Source organism: Mesorhizobium sp. ORM8.1 (assembly GCF_053005525.2).
In genome coordinates, this window is sequence record NZ_CM132600.1 from 6474366 (window position 1) to 6491003 (window position 16638).

Annotated in this window: 15 protein-coding genes, 1 tRNA gene and 1 pseudogene; 4 read left to right on the plus strand and 13 right to left on the minus strand. The window is 62.7% G+C overall.

The annotated features are described in order from the left end of the window. Positions 1-145 precede the first annotated feature (145 nt). Positions 146-1396, plus strand: a complete 1251-nt coding sequence (locus ACVDG8_RS32260; protein ID WP_447252084.1) for a site-2 protease family protein — start codon at positions 146-148, stop codon at positions 1394-1396. An 8-nt stretch (positions 1397-1404) separates the two neighbouring features. Here the strand turns inward: ACVDG8_RS32260 and lipB are convergent, their stop codons facing one another. Next, positions 1405-2148, minus strand: a complete 744-nt coding sequence (gene lipB / locus ACVDG8_RS32265; RefSeq protein ID WP_447252085.1) for a lipoyl(octanoyl) transferase LipB — start codon at positions 2146-2148, stop codon at positions 1405-1407. A 235-nt stretch (positions 2149-2383) separates the two neighbouring features. Here lipB and ACVDG8_RS32270 point away from each other — a divergent pair. Next, positions 2384-2468: transfer RNA gene (locus tag ACVDG8_RS32270), tRNA-Leu, on the plus strand. Positions 2469-2544: 76 nt separating this feature from the next. Here the strand turns inward: ACVDG8_RS32270 and ACVDG8_RS32275 are convergent. The 10 genes from ACVDG8_RS32275 to ACVDG8_RS32320 form a co-directional block, all read right to left on the minus strand. After that, entirely contained in the window at positions 2545-3867 is a 1323-nt protein-coding gene (locus ACVDG8_RS32275) for a sensor histidine kinase (protein WP_447252086.1), read from the minus strand. Further along, the gene (locus ACVDG8_RS32280; protein WP_447257154.1) at positions 3864-4625 is read right to left on the minus strand and encodes a response regulator; all 762 of its coding nucleotides are present in this window, start codon (positions 4623-4625) and stop codon (positions 3864-3866) included. Before ACVDG8_RS32280 ends, ACVDG8_RS32275 begins: the two co-directional genes overlap by 4 nt. A gap of 17 nt (positions 4626-4642) precedes the next feature. Then, the gene (locus tag ACVDG8_RS32285) at positions 4643-5497 is read right to left on the minus strand and encodes a MipA/OmpV family protein (RefSeq protein ID WP_447252087.1); all 855 of its coding nucleotides are present in this window, start codon (positions 5495-5497) and stop codon (positions 4643-4645) included. 229 nt (positions 5498-5726) lie between these two features. Continuing rightward, complete coding sequence (locus ACVDG8_RS32290; protein WP_447252088.1) at positions 5727-6503, minus strand: hypothetical protein; 777 nt, start codon at positions 6501-6503, stop codon at positions 5727-5729. An 84-nt stretch (positions 6504-6587) separates the two neighbouring features. Continuing rightward, entirely contained in the window at positions 6588-7331 is a 744-nt protein-coding gene (locus ACVDG8_RS32295; protein WP_447252089.1) for a DUF1647 domain-containing protein, read from the minus strand. Positions 7332-7536: 205 nt separating this feature from the next. Further along, on the minus strand, positions 7537-8436 hold the full coding sequence (gene sucD / locus ACVDG8_RS32300) for a succinate--CoA ligase subunit alpha (protein WP_447252090.1): 900 nt from the start codon (positions 8434-8436) through the stop codon (positions 7537-7539). A gap of 14 nt (positions 8437-8450) precedes the next feature. Next, entirely contained in the window at positions 8451-9638 is a 1188-nt protein-coding gene (locus ACVDG8_RS32305; RefSeq protein ID WP_455707381.1) for a malate--CoA ligase subunit beta, read from the minus strand. A 20-nt stretch (positions 9639-9658) separates the two neighbouring features. Continuing rightward, positions 9659-10624 carry an HpcH/HpaI aldolase/citrate lyase family protein gene (locus tag ACVDG8_RS32310; protein WP_447252091.1) on the minus strand — a complete coding sequence of 322 codons (966 nt, stop codon included), beginning with the start codon at positions 10622-10624 and terminating at the stop codon, positions 9659-9661. A gap of 10 nt (positions 10625-10634) precedes the next feature. Next, entirely contained in the window at positions 10635-11825 is a 1191-nt protein-coding gene (locus ACVDG8_RS32315) for an aminotransferase class V-fold PLP-dependent enzyme (RefSeq protein ID WP_447252092.1), read from the minus strand. 134 nt (positions 11826-11959) lie between these two features. Continuing rightward, positions 11960-12631, minus strand: a complete 672-nt coding sequence (locus tag ACVDG8_RS32320) for a LuxR C-terminal-related transcriptional regulator (protein WP_447252093.1) — start codon at positions 12629-12631, stop codon at positions 11960-11962. Between the two features lie 352 nt (positions 12632-12983). On the opposite strand from ACVDG8_RS32320, the gene mgtE reads away from it, so the two are divergent. Next, positions 12984-14402: a magnesium transporter gene (gene mgtE / locus ACVDG8_RS32325; RefSeq protein ID WP_455707382.1), complete on the plus strand. Its 1419-nt coding sequence runs from the start codon at positions 12984-12986 to the stop codon at positions 14400-14402. 149 nt (positions 14403-14551) lie between these two features. Further along, a pseudogene (locus tag ACVDG8_RS32330) lies at positions 14552-14936 on the plus strand (MerR family transcriptional regulator). An 11-nt stretch (positions 14937-14947) separates the two neighbouring features. Here the strand turns inward: ACVDG8_RS32330 and ACVDG8_RS32335 are convergent. Both ACVDG8_RS32335 and ACVDG8_RS32340 read right to left on the minus strand, forming a co-directional pair. Then, positions 14948-15427: a methyltransferase family protein gene (locus ACVDG8_RS32335; protein ID WP_447252094.1), complete on the minus strand. Its 480-nt coding sequence runs from the start codon at positions 15425-15427 to the stop codon at positions 14948-14950. Then, positions 15424-16425, minus strand: a complete 1002-nt coding sequence (locus tag ACVDG8_RS32340) for a heparan-alpha-glucosaminide N-acetyltransferase (protein WP_447252095.1) — start codon at positions 16423-16425, stop codon at positions 15424-15426. Before ACVDG8_RS32340 ends, ACVDG8_RS32335 begins: the two co-directional genes overlap by 4 nt. Positions 16426-16638 lie beyond the last annotated feature (213 nt).

The window sequence follows — 16638 nt, forward strand, 5'->3', positions numbered from 1 at the left end:
CCGTCCGTTGTCTGGGATGGGTGAGAGCCCGCCTGGGACGAGCAAAGGGCTCGCCCTTGTCGGGACGGGCAAGAGCCCGCCCGTTGTTAAGTCTTTCTTGGTCGTGCCGCCGCTAGGGTGCTCCTTCAAGGCAGGAGCATAGGCGGTGTCGGTCATTGTCACGGTCACACTCGTGGCCGGAAATCTCGGGCTGATCTTTTTGCTGATGACGGTGCCGCTCGGTCTGCGCACGGTTACCGTCAGCCGTGTGATACGGGCCGAGCAGGCCCGGCTCTGGCAGGCGCTGTGGCCGTTCGGCAGCGATGCCGGGTGGTCCGGCGAAATCCTCTCGGCCGAAGCGCTGGACGGCGGCGGGACGGCGTTGATCAAGCTGTCCTGGGAGGGCCGGGACGGCCAGCCGATCCACCGTAGGGCGCGGTTCGAGGATGTGGTGGAAGGCAGCCGCTTCTCGATGCGCGTGATCGAGGATACCGCGCTCGATCCCTCGTTCTGGGCCAATTATCGCGAGATCACCGCGCTTGCGCCGGAAGGCGAGGCCACGCGGGTGACGCTCAGCCAGGCCGACCGCTATCGCGGCGTCGCTTTCCTGATCTTCCGCTTCTTCGCTATGCGCCGGGAACTGCGCAAGCTGGAGATCTGGGCGGCAACCGGGCAGTACCGCAAGGGCGGCTGGTTCGAGCATCCGGTAAGCCAGGTTGGCTTTGCCGTGCTTTCCGCCTTCATCCTGTGGCCGTTCTTCGGCCTCAACATCGGCGGCTTCGCGCTGGCCGCCATCCTGACCTCGGTGGTCGCGCTGCACGAGCTCGGCCACATGGCGGCGTTCCGGCTGACGGGACATCGCCGGGCACGCATGATCTTCATTCCGCTGCTTGGTGGCATCGCCATGGGCGGCAGACCCTATGACAGCCGCTTCGAGGTGGCCTTCGTGGCGCTGATGGGCGCGGGCTTCTCGGCGTTCCTGGTGCCGGTGCTGATCGCCGCCAACGGTTTTGCCAGCGCCGAAGGGCACCGTCTGGCTGCGGCGCTGCTGGCGACACTGGCCGGCTGCGCGTCACTCTTCAACATCGCCAATCTGGTCCCGGTGTGGAAGTTCGACGGCGGCCAGGTGCTGCGGCAGATCTGTTCCGGGCCGATAGCGCTTGCGCTGGCGTCCTTCTTCCTTTTGTCGGCGCTTCTGGCGCTTGGCTGGCGGGCCGGTTTTTCACCAAGCTTCCTGCTGATCGCCGGCGCGGTGTTCTCGATCCTCAGCCTGCTCACCATGGGCAGCGGCGTGAAGCCGCGTCACGAGCTGAAGCCGATCCAGCCCTTCGACCGGCTGGCGATGGCCGGCGCGCTGCTCGCTGTGTTTGCCATCCACGGCTACGGGATGCTGTGGGCGTCGGCGCAGTTAATGTAGGGCCGGGTTCAGCCCGCCTTTAGGGCCTTCTCGGCGATCGGTGCCATTGCAGGTCCAAACACGTCCTCAAAGGCTGATTTCAGAGCGAGGTCGAGATCGGCCATGGTCACCGGCAGGCCGAGATCGACAAGACTGGTCACGCCGTGGTCTAAGACGCCGCAAGGCACGATGCCGCTGAAATGGCCGAGGTCCGGCTCGACATTGATGGCGATGCCGTGAAAGCTCACCCAGCGCCTGAGCCGGATACCTATTGCCGCGATCTTGTCCTCGGCCGGCGAGCCGTCCGGCAGGCGAGGGCGATCCGGACGCACCACCCAGACGCCGACGCGATCCTCGCGCCGCTCGCCGCGCACATTGAAGGCGGCGAGCGTACCGATGATCCAGTCCTCCAGCGCGGCGACGAAGACGCGCACATCCTCGCGCCTGCGCTTCAAATCGAGCATCACATAGGCCACACGCTGTCCCGGGCCGTGATAGGTGTATTCACCGCCACGTCCGGCGGCAAAGACCGGGAAGCGATCGGGTTCGATCAGATCCTCGCTGCGGGCGCTCGTGCCGGCGGTGTAGAGCGGCGGGTGCTCAACCAGCCAGACCATTTCGCTTGCAGCCCCGGCGCGGATCGCCTCGGCGCGTGCTTCCATGAAGGCAAGGGCATCGGGATATGCGGTCAGGCCGGGCTCGACCATCCATTCGACCGGCGCCGAGCCGGGCAGGGGCAGGAACGACGTGGCGATCTGGCTGCGTTCTGTCATCATTCGATCGTTTTTGGCTGTGCATGTCGTCACCCCAAAACCGCCTTACGCTTTTCGGCGACATGCGTTTCCCTTCATATGGCGGCAAAGGATCCAAACGTCCAGTTCCGCAAGTACGGCGACACCATGGAGCATTGTGTGCCAGGTGCCTGCGATTATTCCGCCCGGCGCACTTGTTTCGCCGGAAACGATTTGCTACAGGCCCCGAGCCGGTCGGTTCCGGCTCCTACCACGTGCGGTCGTGGCGGAATTGGTAGACGCGCAGCGTTGAGGTCGCTGTGGGGCAACCCGTGGAAGTTCGAGTCTTCTCGACCGCACCAAATTCTCCTGAAGCAAGCCTTAAATCACCTCGGGCAATCCGGCGCTCATAGGGCTTCCAGTAAGGCGCCGGCCATCCTACAAAGGTTGGCCCCTTTCATTCGGCAGGTCGACGGTGACGACAAGACCGGTTGGCCGGTTGTCGTGCAACTCGATCTTGCCGCCATGACCTTGGATGATATCCGCTACAATCGACAGGCCCAGACCGAAACCGTGTTTGGACGCAACGCCGCGTGACATGTCCTCCTTGAAGAAGGGCTCGAAGACGCGCGAGCGCGCCGTCATCGAAATGCCCGGGCCATCGTCGCCGACCGCGATGCGCGCCACCGTGTCGGTTTGCGTCAACGCGACGGTGACGTTGCCGGCGAATTTGACGCCGTTGTCGCACAGGTTGGTGATGGCACGCGCCAGCGCATTGGGTTTGCACCAGCCCAGAAGCCTGTCCGGCCCGGAATAGGAAACCGAAAACCCGACATCGGAGAATTCTGCACAGACGGTTTGCAGTACGCTGGCAATGTCGGCCCGTTGCAGCTTTTCCGTCGAGACATCGTTGCGCAGATAGGTCAAGGTCTCGTCGATCAGATCTTCGATGTGCTGGACGTCGGACAAGAGGGCGGTTCGAACGGGGCCATCCTCCATGCGCTCGGCGCGAAGCCGCAGCCGTGTCAACGGTGTGCGCAGATCATGGCTGACGCTGCGCAGCATGCGCGTGCGGTTTTCGATCATCGCGCGGATACGTGCCCGCATCGTGTTCAGCGCGCGCGTCAGACCGACCATTTCGATGGAGCCGTGTTCGGCGAAAAGCTCGTTGCCATTCTCGATTTCAGCTTCCCCCACCGCCGCCGAGATGCGCTTCAGCGGATCGGTCACGGCCCATACCGCAAACAGCCAGATCAGGACGGGCAAGGCGACGAAAGCCATGAACCTGTAGAACGAGACACGGACGAAGCCTGATGTCAGCCAGGAATCTGGCATGCCGAAATGAGCCAAGACGCTCTGCTGATCCAGATCGATGACAAAAGCGTATTGGCCGGCAAGCCTTGTCCACTGTCCATCAATCGCCCCTTTCTCGATCCCGAATAGCCATTCGATGCTTCGCCATTGCAGATAGGAGTATGGAAGACTGCGGGTCTGTTCCTTCGGCAGGATCTTGAAATCAAAGCCGGCTCGCGTCGCTGCCGCCAGAACAGCACCACGAGCTTCGGCGGGGGTTTCGCGCAACAGGGCAGCGACCACGGCGGCTCGCCTGGCGCTATCTTCCATAACGGGAAGGTCGATCTTCTCTATCAAACCTTCGACGACCGATCCGACGGACAAGATCACAATCACCGCGATGAAAATGATTGCCGCGAACTGCACACGCACGGACCGGGGCAGGAAACGGCGGACCAGGTCCCTCACGCTTCCTCCACCGTCGCGGTGAAGATGTAGCCGCCCAGCCGAACGGTCCGGAGCAGCACAGGATCGCGCGCGTCCTTTTCGATCTTCTGGCGGATCCGGCTGACATGGACATCGACGCTTCGCTCGATCGGGCCGGCAAGCCCGGCATGGGTTACGCTGAGAAGTTCCTCGCGCGACAGAACCCGGCCTGCATTGCGGCAGAACGCCAGCAGCAGATCGAATTCATGCGTCGTGGTCGCAACCCGGGCATTGCTCGGATCATGCAATTGCCGGCGAACGGGATCGAGGCGCCAGCCGTTGAAGCAAAGCACCTTCGACCGGTCGCGCTCGTCGGGAGCGTAGGCCGTGCGGCGCAGCAACGCCCGTATCCTTGCCGTCAGTTCGCGCGCGCTGAACGGTTTCGTCACGTAGTCATCGGCACCGATCTCCAGCCCGAAGATGCGGTCGATTTCCTCGCCGAGCGCGGTCAGCATCAGGATCGGAACATTCGTTTGCGCACGAAGCCGGCGGCAGATGCTGAGGCCGTTTTCGCCCGGCAGCATGATGTCGAGCACGATCAGATCGAATTTCTGGTTGCGGAGCGCGGCGTTCATCCGGACGCCGTTGCCGGCGATTTCCACGATCATGCCGTTTTCAGTGAGCGTCTCGCCCAGCATGCGGGCGATGTCGACATCGTCTTCGACAATGAGGATATGCGGTCCTTGCCTCGGCGATTTGAACTCGGCGTTCAAATCGATCCCGCTTGCCGCGGTCTGCATCGCACTGTGTGTGGGCATCAAAACCGATATCCGACAAGGAGCATCCCCGAGGGCTGGACCTTGTCGACGACAACTGGGCTGTCGGCGGCGTCCCCCACAAGAATGCCGACCCCCGCCTGGCCACGCACCATCCAGCTCCGATTGAGCATATATGTGGCGGAAATCGAAAAATCGGCGCGCTTCAACCCGGCGCCGGCATCATAACGCGCCAAGCCCGATCGAGCCGATTGTTCGGGCGTAACGCCAAAATAGGCCTGCATGTATTTTTCGTCGGCGAAGACCGCCGATGCGCTGGCGCCGACCATCAGCGATTGCGACAGAGGCTGGGTCACTTCGATGCCGATCATACCCTCCAGGCCATCGCTGCCGCCGATCGTCTTGTCCAATTGCGCGAAGATTTCCGCCGGACCGAACTTCACCGCCGCCTTGGCGCCGACGGTCGCGCTCATGTCGACATCGCCCAGGCCGCGCAGATGGTCGGAATCGTCTTCCTTGCGGCCCATGTCATAGCCAAGCCGCGCACTGAATTCGAACGGCCCCTGTTCATAGAGGGCGATGTTGGCGCCTGTCGGATCGATCGTTACCGTGTCGAGGAATGTCGCCGATATGAAAGGCACCGGCATGACCTTGAATTCGTTGCTGCCCTCGTATTTGGGGGTGATGATGGCGCCACCGCCAAGGACGACATGCCAGTCGCCCAGTTTCTGTTCGAAGCGCCCGAAACGGGAAGGCTCCGGCGGCTGTGTCAAATCCTCGGTATCGACGGCAATCGCGTCCGCCGCCAGCACGATCTCCGAATGCGTTGAAAACAGGATCGCCATCGCCGCGAGAGAGGCCTGGCGGGCGAAGTTTCCAGAAACCATTTTGAACATGCATGCTCCAGAGCAGCGGGGCGGTGAGAGCCCCTGATGCTCCGACTATTTCAGGTGAAAGTGGCCGCATGCGTGAAGTGATATTAAGTTTTGTTGCGCAATCTTGGCCTGATCTTGTCACCTGTACGAGCGCGCTCTGAAAATGGCGTTGACAGGCCGGCAAGCCGGTGCGCCACGCCACCGTTTGGTAACTGAATCGCCGGCCACGATCAGGCTGTTGGGCTTTGGGTCAATCGCGTGGTGTGGAGTGATCCTGACCGGCGTGGCGCGCGGCAAACATAAAGCAATTCGGTGCCTTTATCAGCCAGCAATCATGGCCGGATTGGCCGAGAAGACCCGCAACAACGCGCCAGACATCAAGTGTGCGTTCAGGGATATCTTCTATGACCACCCATCCACCTTGTGACGAACTGCGCCGCCAGAAGTCGATGGTGTTCAAATTCGCTTCGCTGGAGTGAAGCCCGTCATCGACTATGAGATCGAACGAAGTGCGTCCCAACTGAGAGACCAATCCGTCAAATGTGGCGATGTCGGTTTGATCTACCCATCCCGTACGAATGCCTTGCTCGGAAAACAAGATGTTCCTGTCAATGTCGGCGCCATAGATCGCTGCCTTCGGCATGTAGTCGCGAAATGCGCGTAGTGACGCTCCAGGTCGCCCCGTCGCTCCCATAGTCGAAATCGCAAGCGGGTCGTTGGTGCCAAGACCAATTTCCAGGAGCGTGAAATCTGGTCGACCGAGGCTCCGGAAAACGAAATTGTAGACCGGAGCATAGCCATTGGTACCCTTGTCGGAGCCGTAAACCCTGAACAATTCTTCCAGGCGGTTGTCACCATCGCCGGCTAAATCCGAGCTGTTCATGCTGTGGGCCGCCGGGGCAGTAACGAGCCTCAGCAACTGCTTGGGCAAGTGGTTGGCGGCGCTGTATGTCAGATGCGGGTAAAGCCAATAGTTCCCCGAACTCGGGTAGAAAACTGGAAGCTCGGCCTGCAGACGTTGTCTCATGCGCTTTTCGGTTTTGCGGCTAAACCACTTCAATATTTCCACCTGTATTCTTGAGTTTTGGTGTCTCACGGCACGGGTGCATGGTCAGCTCTCGACATCCTGGTGTGTCTTGAACCCCAGCAGCTTCCTGGCGGCCTTGCTGCTTTCGCGAGCCCGGCCGGCGCGATATGCGAGCACGGTAAGCAGCGCCTGGTCCTGGCGATGATTGGCGCGGCTCGAGCCCTCTGGCGCGATGCAGTCCTTGATGAGGGCGTACCGCGCCCAGTCTTCAAGCAGGCTGGCGCCTCGCGGATTGCGCATGTCAAAGGCCACGCAAGCGCCGTTGAGGTTGCGAAAATCGCTTTTCCAATCCGCCGGCAGGTCGAAATAAGCCAGCATAGCCGGATGGGTAAATTCCGAGATCGTGCCCTGCGATTGCGGACAATAATAGCCTTCGCGCCGTGCCTCGCGCCGCAGCTTGCGCAGTGGTTCCGTGACGATGTTGCCGGCGTCCATCCAGCAGACGATCTCCCGGCTTTCGCGCGCCGCGTCGCGGATCAACTGCGGCTTCCAGGCGTATTCGCCGGCCGCGATCCTGATATCGAGGAAGGCCGGATATTTCGAGAACTCGAAGGCCTTGAACTCGTAACGGAAGCGGGACTTCAGATGGCCGAGTTGGGTGGCGGTCATGCCGAGATCGTAGACGACGACCCTCGCGCCCGGCTCATGGCGTTGAATGCTGGCCAGCAGGTTCTCCAGCGAGCGCGCATGGCTTGCGTCGCTCGCCGTCACCAGCGTCAACCTGTCCGTGGTGAAACAACGTCGCACCCAGTCGAGAAGCATCCTCATGGGATACTGCTCTAGCAAAGTCTAGTCGGCGTTGCACATACTTCTGTGCGGCATTTTTAACTATGGCACATTGTTCCAATTTCTTTAGTGATAGCTATTTTAGAGATTAATAAAATTGATGGTTGTGAAGTAACCAGGCTATGCAACAGGCCAGCGCCGCCTCGCGCTCCGGCAACCGCCGGCGAGGCCGGCCTGTTCGCGAAGGCTACGCTGCCTTCTTCGTTCGCGCCAGCGTATCGGCCACGACCTCGCCGAACCACGCCGGCGTCGGCACGATGATGACGCCGGCTTCCTTGAGGATCTCGACCTTCTCCTGCGCCGATTCGCCGAACGCCGAGATGATCGCGCCGGCATGGCCCATGCGTCGTCCCTTCGGCGCGGAAAGCCCGGCGATGTAGGCGATCAGCGGCTTGCGCATATTGTCGCGCGCCCAGATCGCGGCTTCGGCTTCCTGCGGGCCGCCGATCTCGCCGATCATCACCACGGCGTCGGTATCGTCGTCGCGCTCGAAGAGCTGCAGGATGTCCTTGAAGGACGAGCCGTTGATCGGATCGCCGCCGATGCCGACGCTGGTCGACACGCCGATGCCGAGCGCCTTCATCTGCGAGGCCGCCTCGTAGCCGAGCGTGCCGGAGCGGCCGACGATGCCGACGCGTCCAGGCAGATAGATATTGCCCGGCATGATGCCCATCAGCGCCTGTCCGGGCGTGATGACGCCGGCGCAGTTCGGCCCGACCAGCCGCATGCGGTCCTCGAAGCGATAGCGGCGCATGTAGCGCTTGACCTGCATCATGTCCTGCGAGGGGATGCCGTCGGTGATGCACACGCAAAGTTTGATGCCCGCGTCCGCCGCCTCCATGATCGAATCGGCGGCAAAGGGCGGCGGCACGAAGACGATACTGGCCTCGGCGCGCGTCTCGCGCACCGCGCCTTTGACGGTGTTGAAGACCGGCAGGCCGAGATGCGTCTGGCCGCCCTTGCCGGGGGTGACGCCGCCGACCAGCTTGGTGCCGTAGCGCTTCATGTCGTCGGCATGGAAGCTGCCGATCTTGCCGGTGAATCCTTGCACGATGACGCGGGTGCTGCGGTTGAGCAGGATTGCCATTTGTTCGACCTCCCTCAGGCTGCTTTTTTTGTCTTGGTGGCTGCGCGCCAGGCGGCGACCGCTTTCTCGGCGGCTTCGGCCAGCGTTTCGGCGACAATCACCGCTTCGCCGGAATCGGCCAGGATCTTGCGACCTTCCTCGGCCCTGGTGCCGGAAAGGCGCACCACCAAAGGCACGCCGACGCCGACCTCGCGGATGGCCTTGACGACACCCTCGGCCACCCAGTCGCAGCGGTTGATGCCGGCGAAGATGTTGACCAGGATGGCCTCGACATTCTTGTCACCGAGCACGGCGCGGAAGGACTTCGCCACGCGCTCCGGCGAGGCGCCGCCGCCGATGTCCAGGAAATTCGCCGGCTCGCCGCCGGCGATCTTGATCATGTCCATCGTCGCCATGGCGAGCCCCGCGCCGTTGATGATGCAGCCGATGTTGCCGTCCAGCCCGACATAGGAGAGGCCGCGATCGCTGGCGAAGGTCTCGCGCGGGTCTTCCTGGCTCTTGTCGCGCAGTTCGGAGATTTCCGGGCGACGGAACAGCGCGTTCTCGTCGAACGACATTTTGGCATCGAGCGCGACGAGATTGCCGTCGCGCGTCACCACCAGCGGATTGATCTCAAGCATCGAGGCATCGTAGTCGCGGAACACCTGGTAGCAGCCGAGGATGGTTTCCGTGGCCTTGCCGATCAGATTGTCCTCGAGCCCGAGGCCAAAGGCGATCTCGCGTGCCTGAAAGCGCTGCATGCCGACGCCGGGATCGACGGCGGCGCGGATGATCGAATCCGGCGCTGTCTCGGCGATCTCCTCGATCTCCATGCCGCCGGCGGCCGAGGCGACGATCATCACGCGCTCTTCCTTGCGGTCGAGCACGAAGCCGAGATAGAGCTCCTGCGCGATGTCGACGGCTTCCTCAAGATAAAGCCGCGAGATCAGCTTGCCGCGCGGGCCGGTCTGGTTGGTCACCAGCTTGCGACCGAGCATGGCTTCGGCGGCGTTGGAAATCTCCTCGTCATTGGCGCAGAGCTTGATGCCGCCGGCCTTGCCGCGCGCGCCGGAGTGAACCTGCGCCTTCAGCACCCATTTCGAGCCGCCGATCTCCCTGGCACGGTAGGTCGCCTGTTCGGGGCTGTAGGCGAGGCCGCCGCGCGGCACATGCACGCCGTGGCGGGCAAGCAGCTCCTTGGCCTGGTATTCGTGAATGTCCATCTTGTCCTCCCGGTATTTCTCTACTGCGCGGCGACGGCGTGCGCCTGGCCGGCGCGCTCGATCGCCTCATTCACCACCAGCACGTTGCGCGCCATGCGTTCCGACGCCGCGTCGATCATCTTGCCGTCGAGCGCGGCGGCACCCTTGCCCTGCGCCTCGGCCTCCTTCAGCACTTCCAGAATGCGCCTGGCGCGGATGACTTCCTTTTCCGGCGGAGAGAACACGTCGTTGGCCAGAGTTATCTGCGAAGGGTGGATCGCCCATTTGCCTTCGATGCCGAGCGCGGCGGCGCGTCTCGCGGCCGCCTTGTAGCCCTCGGGATCGGAGAAATCGCCGAACGGTCCGTCGATGGCGCGCAAGCCGTAGGCGCGGCAGGCGACCGTCATGCGCGACAGCGCGAAATGCCACTGGTCGCCGGGATAGTCGGGATTGAGCCCGCCGATGTTGACGGTGCGCGCCTTGTTGCTGGCGGCATAGTCGGCGACGCCGAAATGCATGGCTTCCAACCGCCCGGGCGTGGCGGCGATCGCCTCGACATTGGCCATGCCGAGCGCCGTCTCGATCAGCGCTTCGAGGCCGACCCGGGTCTTGAAACCCTTGGCCATCTCGATCTGGTTGACCATCGCCTCGACCATATAGAGGTCGGCCGGCACGCCGACCTTCGGCACCAGGATGGTGTCCAGCCGGTCGCCGGCCTGTTCCATGACGTCGACCACATCGCGGTACATGTAATGCGTGTCGAGGCCGTTGATGCGCACCGAGACGGTCTTGCCCTTGGCGCGCCAGTCGATGTCGTTCAGCGCCTGGATGATGTTCTTGCGGGCGCGTTCCTTGTCCGGTGGCGCGACCGCGTCCTCGACGTCGAGGAAGACGAAGTCGGCGGCGCTGTTTGCCGCCTTGTCGATCATCTCCGGGCTGGAACCCGGGACGGCCAGTTCGCTGCGCTGCAGCCGGAGCTTCTTCAGGTGGTTGATGGTGTGGCTCATCGTGCGCTCCTCACGCCGCCTTGGCGACGGGCACGTCGGCGGTGCGCCGGAAATGCTCGATCGCCGCCGCCACGCCGGAGCCCGGCGCCAGCCGCACGCCGCAGTCGAGCAGCGCCATTTCGGCCGCGGACAGCGAGGCGCAGACCATCACCTCGTTCAGCCAGCCGAGATGGCCGATGCGGAAGACCTTGCCGAACACTTTGTTCAAACCGCCGCCGAGCGATGTCTGGTAGGCGCTGTAGGCGCGCTTGACGACGTCGCCGCTGTCGATGCCGTCCGGCACCAAGATGGCGCTGACCGTATCGGAGTGCCATTTCGGCGCCTTGGCGCAGAGTTTCAGGCCCCAGGCATCGACCGCCTTGCGCACGCCTTCGGCAAGGCGATGGTGACGGGCGAAGATGTTCTCCAGCCCTTCCTCGGCGATCAGGTCGAGCGAGGCGCGCAGGCCGCGCAGCAGCTGGGTCGCCGGCGTATAAGGAAAATAGCCGGCATCGTTGGCGCGGATCATGTCCTCGAAGGAGAAGAAACAGCGCCGGTGCGTCGCGATCCGCGAAGCGACGAGCGCCTTCTTGCTCACCGAGAGGAAACCGAGGCCAGCGGGCAGCATGAAGCCCTTCTGCGAGCCGCTGACGGCGCAGTCGACGCCCCATTCCTCCTGGCGGAAGTCGATCGAGCCGATCGACGAGACGCCGTCGACGAAGAGGAGCGCTGGGTGGTCTGCCGCATCGAGCGCCGCACGGCAACCGGCGACGTCACTGGTCACACCCGTCGCGGTCTCGTTCTGGGTGCAGAACACGGCCTTGATCCTGTGTGCCTTGTCGGCCTTAAGCCGCTCGGCATAGAGCTCCAGCGGCACGCCGGTTCCCCATTCGCAGTCGATCACATCGACCTCGAAGCCGAGGCGCTCGGCCATGTCGACCCACAGATGCGAGAACTGCCCGAAGCGCGACATCAGCACCTTATCGCCGGGGCTCAGCACATTGGTCATCGCCGCTTCCCAGGCGCCTGTGCCAGACGACGGATAGATGAAGACGCGGCCGGTCTCGTTCTTGAAGACCGCCTTGATGTCCTCGAACAGCGGCAGTGTGAGATCGGGGAAGGAGGCGGCGCGCATGTCCTCCATAGGCAGGTTCATCGCCTGCCGGACTTGTTCGGGAATGTTGGTGGGCCCGGGGATGAAAAGATGCGTGAACCCAGCCATGCGCGAAACTCCTCCAGTCGCTTGCGATTATCGAGGGAGTTTCGTTTCGATGGCGCCGGCCAACAACACCTTGCCGGGTAAGGAGTTGGCCCGGGCGGGTGGGATGATCCTACCCGATTGGCCCACCGGCCGGCCTACCCGAAAGGCGATTTCGTCGGGCGGCGTTTCTCGCTGGCATAGAGCGCGACGGCCATGGCGCGGTTGCGCACGTCCAGTTTGTCGTAGAGATTCTTGAGGTGGTACTTCACCGTATTCTCGGAAATCCCGGTACGCGTTGCGATCTGCAGATTGGTCCAGCCATCGGAGAGCACCGCGAGCAATTCACGCTCGCGCACGGTGAGGCGCGACAGCGGCGTGTCGTTGACCTTGTTGATGTCGATATAGGGAATGCAGATGCGGCCATGCGCGACGGCAAGGATGGTATCGAAGATGATGGCCGGATCGTCGAACTGGAAGCAATAGCCGTGCGCGCCCAGGCGCACGCATTGCTTCAGGATGCCGATGTCGTGGTCATTGGAAAAGACCGTGACGCGCACGCCGAGCTGGCGGTTCTGGATTTCGGCCAGGATGTCGGCGCCGTCCATGTCGGCGAGCTTCCAGCCGATGACGGCGACGTCGAACTTGGTGGTTGCGGCCAGTTCCAGGAACTGCGCGCCGCTCTGCACGGCGTCGAGCAAATCGAAGCGGCCGTCGCATTCCAGCATTTCACGCAGCGCCGAAACAACGAATGGATTGCGTTCGGCAACGACCACACGGACGCGCCGCTCGGTATTTTTCTCAGTCGTCTTTCCGGACTTGATGTTCAAGGGCAGCGTTTTGTCCTCGACCGATTGGGCGATGCGCCGACGTATGGTGCATCACGACAATTCTGACGCAACGGTAAGACGGTGCTCTTTCCCCAGCGACATCAGCTGTCGCGTCGGCTGAAGGCATTGTCGCACCGGCGACGCATTGCAATTCAGCGCCTCCGGAGGGCCGGATCGCCGAGGGATTTCCTTGGCTATTCCGCGCACTAGGGCGAGATCTTGCCAAGACGAATCCCGTCGCTGCGCTATCTGCCGGACTGGTCTTGGATTTTCCCAAAAGCGGTTTCCGGTTTTTGGGGTCATGCGCTAGACCTGATTTGATACTTCGGGATTCTGATGGCGGGAGGCGCTGGTGGAAGGCCACGACACTCAGACAACCGGCGTCGCGCCCGCCGAGGACAAGCACGCCGATATCTATGGCGAGGACGGCGCCGTGCGGGCATCCTTCCTGGCCCAGATTGGCGCGGCGATCGCCGATCGCGACACGATCACCCTAAAACGTGAAGTCGACGACCTGCACCAATCCGAACTCGGTGACGTGCTCGAGGCGCTTCATCCCGAACAGCGCCGGGCCCTAGTCGACCTGCTCGGCGCCGATTTCGACTTTTCCGCGCTGACCGAGGTCGACGAGGCAATCCGCCTCGACATCGTCGACAATCTGCCGAATGCGCAGATCGCGCAGGCGGTGCAGGAGCTCGACTCCGACGACGCCGTCTACATTCTGGAGGACCTCGACCAGGAGGATCAGGACGAGATCCTGTCGCAACTGCCGTTCACCGAACGGATCAGGCTGCGGCGTGCACTCGACTACCCGGAAGAGACGGCCGGCCGGCGCATGCAGACCGAATTCGTCGCCGTGCCGCCATTCTGGACCGTCGGCCAAACCATCGACTATTTGCGCGAGGACAAGAACCTGCCCGAGCGCTTCAGCCAGATCTTCGTCATCGATGCGAGCTTCAAGCTGATGGGCGCCATCGACCTCGACCAGGTCCTGCGCACCAGGCGGGCGGTCAAGGTCGAGGACATCATGCATGAGACCTCGCACGCGATCCCAGCCACGATGGACCAGGAAGAGGCGGCGCGGGAGTTCGAGCAGTATAATCTGCTCTCCGCCGCCGTGGTCGACGAGAACGAGCGGCTGGTCGGCGTGCTGACCATCGACGATGTGGTCGACGTCATCCAGGAGGAGGCGGAGGAGGACCTGCTGCGCATGGGCGGCGTCGGCGACGAAGAGCTGTCCGACACGGTGCTTGCCACCTCGCACTCGCGCGTGCCGTGGCTGCTGGTCAACCTTTTGACCGCTTTTCTCGCCGCCTCGGTGATCAGCCTGTTCGACCACACAATCGAGCACATCGTGGCGCTGGCGGTGCTGATGCCGATCGTCGCCGGCATGGGCGGCAATGCCGGCTCGCAGACCATGACGGTGACGGTGCGGGCTCTGGCGACCAAGGATCTCGATATCTACAACGCCGCCCGTATCATCCGCCGCGAAGTCGGCGTCGGCTTCATCAACGGCATCGTCTTTGCAGTGCTGATAGGCATGGTCGCCGGTTTCTGGTTCCGCGACCCCAATCTGGGCGGCATCATCGCAGCCGCGATGATCATCAACATGTTCGCGGCGGCGCTTGCCGGTATCCTCATTCCGCTGGTGCTCGACCGCTTCAAGATCGATCCGGCGGTGGCGTCGGCGGTGTTCGTCACCACCGTCACGGATTGCGTAGGCTTCTTCGCCTTTCTCGGGCTGGCGACCTGGTGGTTTAGAGTGCCCTAAATCAACGAACCGCCGTTAATTGACTTTTACGTAAATGCCGTGCGACGTTGCCCCTGAGGTCATGTGCCGATTCCGGCATGGGACGGATTTGATCGGAGGAAGGGCGCCGCGCATCGGTAATGCCTGGACGTTCGGGCGTGGGAGCGAGAATGCGGGAATATTACACGATCACCGAGTTGACGCGCGAATTCGACGTGTCGACGCGGACGTTGCGGTTTTACGAGGACGAAGGGTTGGTGCAGCCAGTCCGGCGAGGCCGCACCAGGCTGTTTCGCCCGTCCGACCGGCACCTGATCCGTCAGATCATGCGCGGAAAACGGCTTGGCTTCTCGATCAACGAGATCCGCGAAATCATCCAGATGTACAAGGAGCCGCCCGGCGAGGTCGGCCAGCTCAAGCTGATGATCAAGCGCATCGAGGAAAAGCGCGAGGATTTACGCCAGAAGCGGCGCGACCTCGAGGAGACGCTGGCCGAACTCGACCAGGCCGAGGAGTCGTGTCGAGCGGCTGGTCGAGCTGGGCGTCAACACCTAAGCGTCATCGCCTCAAATCCAGCGTCGCACCCGCTTGGCGTAGTCGCGGTATTTCTTGCCGAACTTGGCTGTGAGCATTTTCTCCTCTTTCTCGATCGCCAGCTTCTGCGTCGCGAAGGCGGCGAGGAAGGCGAAGAGCAGGAACCAGGCGATGCCGGTGATGAAGGCAACACCGATCAGGAGCAGCGTGTTGGCAAGGTACATCGGGTTGCGGGTGATGCCGAACGGGCCTGAGGTCACCAGATGCTCGGGCTCGGCATTGGGATCGAGCGTCGTCTTCGCCCGCATCATGGCGCGTATCGCGGTGATCCAGAGCATGACGACGCCAAACAGGGCGACGAGTCCGACGCCGAACAGGAGGTCGCCGAAAATGTCGCCGATCCAGGGCAGCGGGTAGAACATGCCGAGCACGACGCTGAGCGCGATCGCCACGACATAGATCACCGGCGGCCAGGGAATGATGCCGTGCCTCGGCTTTGCGATCCCCGTCATTGCTGCCCTCCCTCCATCTTGCTTTCCGTGGCGGCGGTACAGGTGCTTGCCAGGTCGGTCAGATGCGATTTCCAGATGCTGGACTGGTCGTTGCTGTAGAGCTTGTCGAGCGAACCCTCGCCCTTGAGCGTATCCAGCATGCAGCCACAATAGCTGGAACAGAACGTGCTGTCCTGCTGTTGCTCGCACTGCGCCTGGCAGGCCGGCAGGAAGTTCGCGTCCTTGTCTTGCGGCGGCGCCGGCATGACCTGCGAGAAGAGCCACACCGACCCGAACAGCAATGGCTGATGGATCAAATAGAAGGCGAGGCTGTGCCGGCCGATGAAGGTCAGCGGGTTCGACCAGCGGCCGGGTCTCCATGTCACCAATCGCGCCAACAGCCCGGATGAGGAGGCAAGCTTCACCGCCGCGATGCCGAGCAGGACCGCGCCGAACCAGGGAAACAGCGGCACATAATCGTTGGAGCGCGGATTGCTTGCCGACAGGCCGACCCACCACAGCGCCGGGTGATCGAAGACCTCCGAGCGCAGATAGTATGGCGCCGCGATGACGGCCGCGGCAACGATCGCCGTCAGCAGCGCCGGCAGCCTGAGGAAGGCGAGGCCAAGCAGGCTCGCCAGCGCAATCTCGTGCAGGATGCCGAAGAAGATGAAGCCGTCCGGCGTGACGAAGTAGGTGACGGCCGAAATGGCGGCCGCCGCGACGGCAACCATGGCGAAGCGTTTCCAGAAGCTCGGCCAGCGGATTTGCCGGCCATGGGCGAGGAACAGGCTGACGCCAACCAGGAACAGGAAGGTCGAGGCGATGCAGCGCGCATAGAACTTCCACCACCCGAAGGTGGTGAGGGCGGGCGCGGTGTAGCCGAAGTTTTCGAGATCCCAGGTGAAATGGTAGCTCGCCATTGCGATCAGCGCGATGCCACGCAGGATGTCGAAGGCGGTGATACGGCCGGGCTTCGCTGCGTCCTGCACAGGGTCGCTCGTCGTTTGATAGCTCATCGTCGTCACGCGATCCGATTCCCGTCGTGCCAAACGACTATCACGGTTCAAGTGGACGACAGAAGCAGGCGGTCATCAATGCATTTCATGGCAGCCATGAAATTCCGCCTTAGGCCAGCGCCGGAAAGCCTTTGACAGGCTTCGCTTTTCGGCCGTTCAGGGTCGGTTTCCTGCTACCGGGCAGCGACTGGTCCGGCCAGATTTGAGGCGTGA

Coding starts and splice junctions, on each gene's coding strand:
- lipB (WP_447252085.1), bottom strand. CDS start 2,148: ATGACAGAACGCAGCCAGATCGCCACGTCGTTCCTGCCCCTGCCCGGC.
- ACVDG8_RS32280 (WP_447257154.1), bottom strand. CDS start 4,625: ATGCAGACCGCGGCAAGCGGGATCGATTTGAACGCCGAGTTCAAATCG.
- ACVDG8_RS32285 (WP_447252087.1), bottom strand. CDS start 5,497: ATGTTCAAAATGGTTTCTGGAAACTTCGCCCGCCAGGCCTCTCTCGCG.
- ACVDG8_RS32290 (WP_447252088.1), bottom strand. CDS start 6,503: ATGAGACAACGTCTGCAGGCCGAGCTTCCAGTTTTCTACCCGAGTTCG.
- ACVDG8_RS32295 (WP_447252089.1), bottom strand. CDS start 7,331: ATGAGGATGCTTCTCGACTGGGTGCGACGTTGTTTCACCACGGACAGG.
- sucD (WP_447252090.1), bottom strand. CDS start 8,436: ATGGCAATCCTGCTCAACCGCAGCACCCGCGTCATCGTGCAAGGATTC.
- ACVDG8_RS32305 (WP_455707381.1), bottom strand. CDS start 9,638: ATGGACATTCACGAATACCAGGCCAAGGAGCTGCTTGCCCGCCACGGC.
- ACVDG8_RS32310 (WP_447252091.1), bottom strand. CDS start 10,624: ATGAGCCACACCATCAACCACCTGAAGAAGCTCCGGCTGCAGCGCAGC.
- ACVDG8_RS32315 (WP_447252092.1), bottom strand. CDS start 11,825: ATGGCTGGGTTCACGCATCTTTTCATCCCCGGGCCCACCAACATTCCC.
- ACVDG8_RS32335 (WP_447252094.1), bottom strand. CDS start 15,427: ATGACGGGGATCGCAAAGCCGAGGCACGGCATCATTCCCTGGCCGCCG.
- ACVDG8_RS32340 (WP_447252095.1), bottom strand. CDS start 16,425: ATGAGCTATCAAACGACGAGCGACCCTGTGCAGGACGCAGCGAAGCCC.